The organism is Polaribacter sp. 20A6 (genome assembly GCF_011378915.1).
GTDB classification, from domain to species: Bacteria; Bacteroidota; Bacteroidia; order Flavobacteriales; family Flavobacteriaceae; genus Polaribacter; species Polaribacter sejongensis.
The window spans coordinates 1-513 of the sequence record NZ_WTPZ01000148.1; the positions used below are offsets into that span (position 1 = coordinate 1).

The 513-nt window shown below is 46.8% G+C and carries 1 protein-coding gene; it reads left to right on the forward strand.

Going from position 1 to position 513, the window contains the following annotated elements:
* A partial coding sequence (locus GQS57_RS18740; RefSeq protein ID WP_165734473.1) for a hypothetical protein occupies positions 1-513 on the forward strand: 513 nt, incomplete at both ends.

Consider the following 513-nt stretch of genomic DNA (forward strand, 5'->3'; position numbering starts at 1 on the left):
TGGTCATCCGCAAGGGCCTGGAAAGGGACTTATCAATGTGGCTACAAGACCTAATGGAGCTTGAGTTTAACCCACTGGTGCAGATGGGGACTGGTTATCCGGAAAAATCTGTTGAATTAACCTTTCAAAATGCTGAACCGGTGAGACCAGATGAGAGCACGGAGAGGAGTCAGGCAGTTGCTGTGGATGAAGGAAGAGTTCATGTAGGAGCTGTGGATTCACCTGATATTGTAAAGGGCTGGTTGGACATGGGGCATCTTCGTGAACTTGACCAATTGCATAAAATTCAAGAAAAACCTGTTGTGACTTCAGCGGATTATCTAGAGCAGGCTCCACTGCATCTTGAATCAGAATTTGACATTCCTCCAAATGACCAGCCCCTGAGTAGCCCTACTCCAGATAAGCCATCTGAGAGCGAGGATGAGGGAGGAGTTGTTTTCAGACAGGCTGAGATGATCTTTAATGGTGCTAAAGGAGCCAAATTATCAGAGCCCGTTCTCTACTCCAAACTGA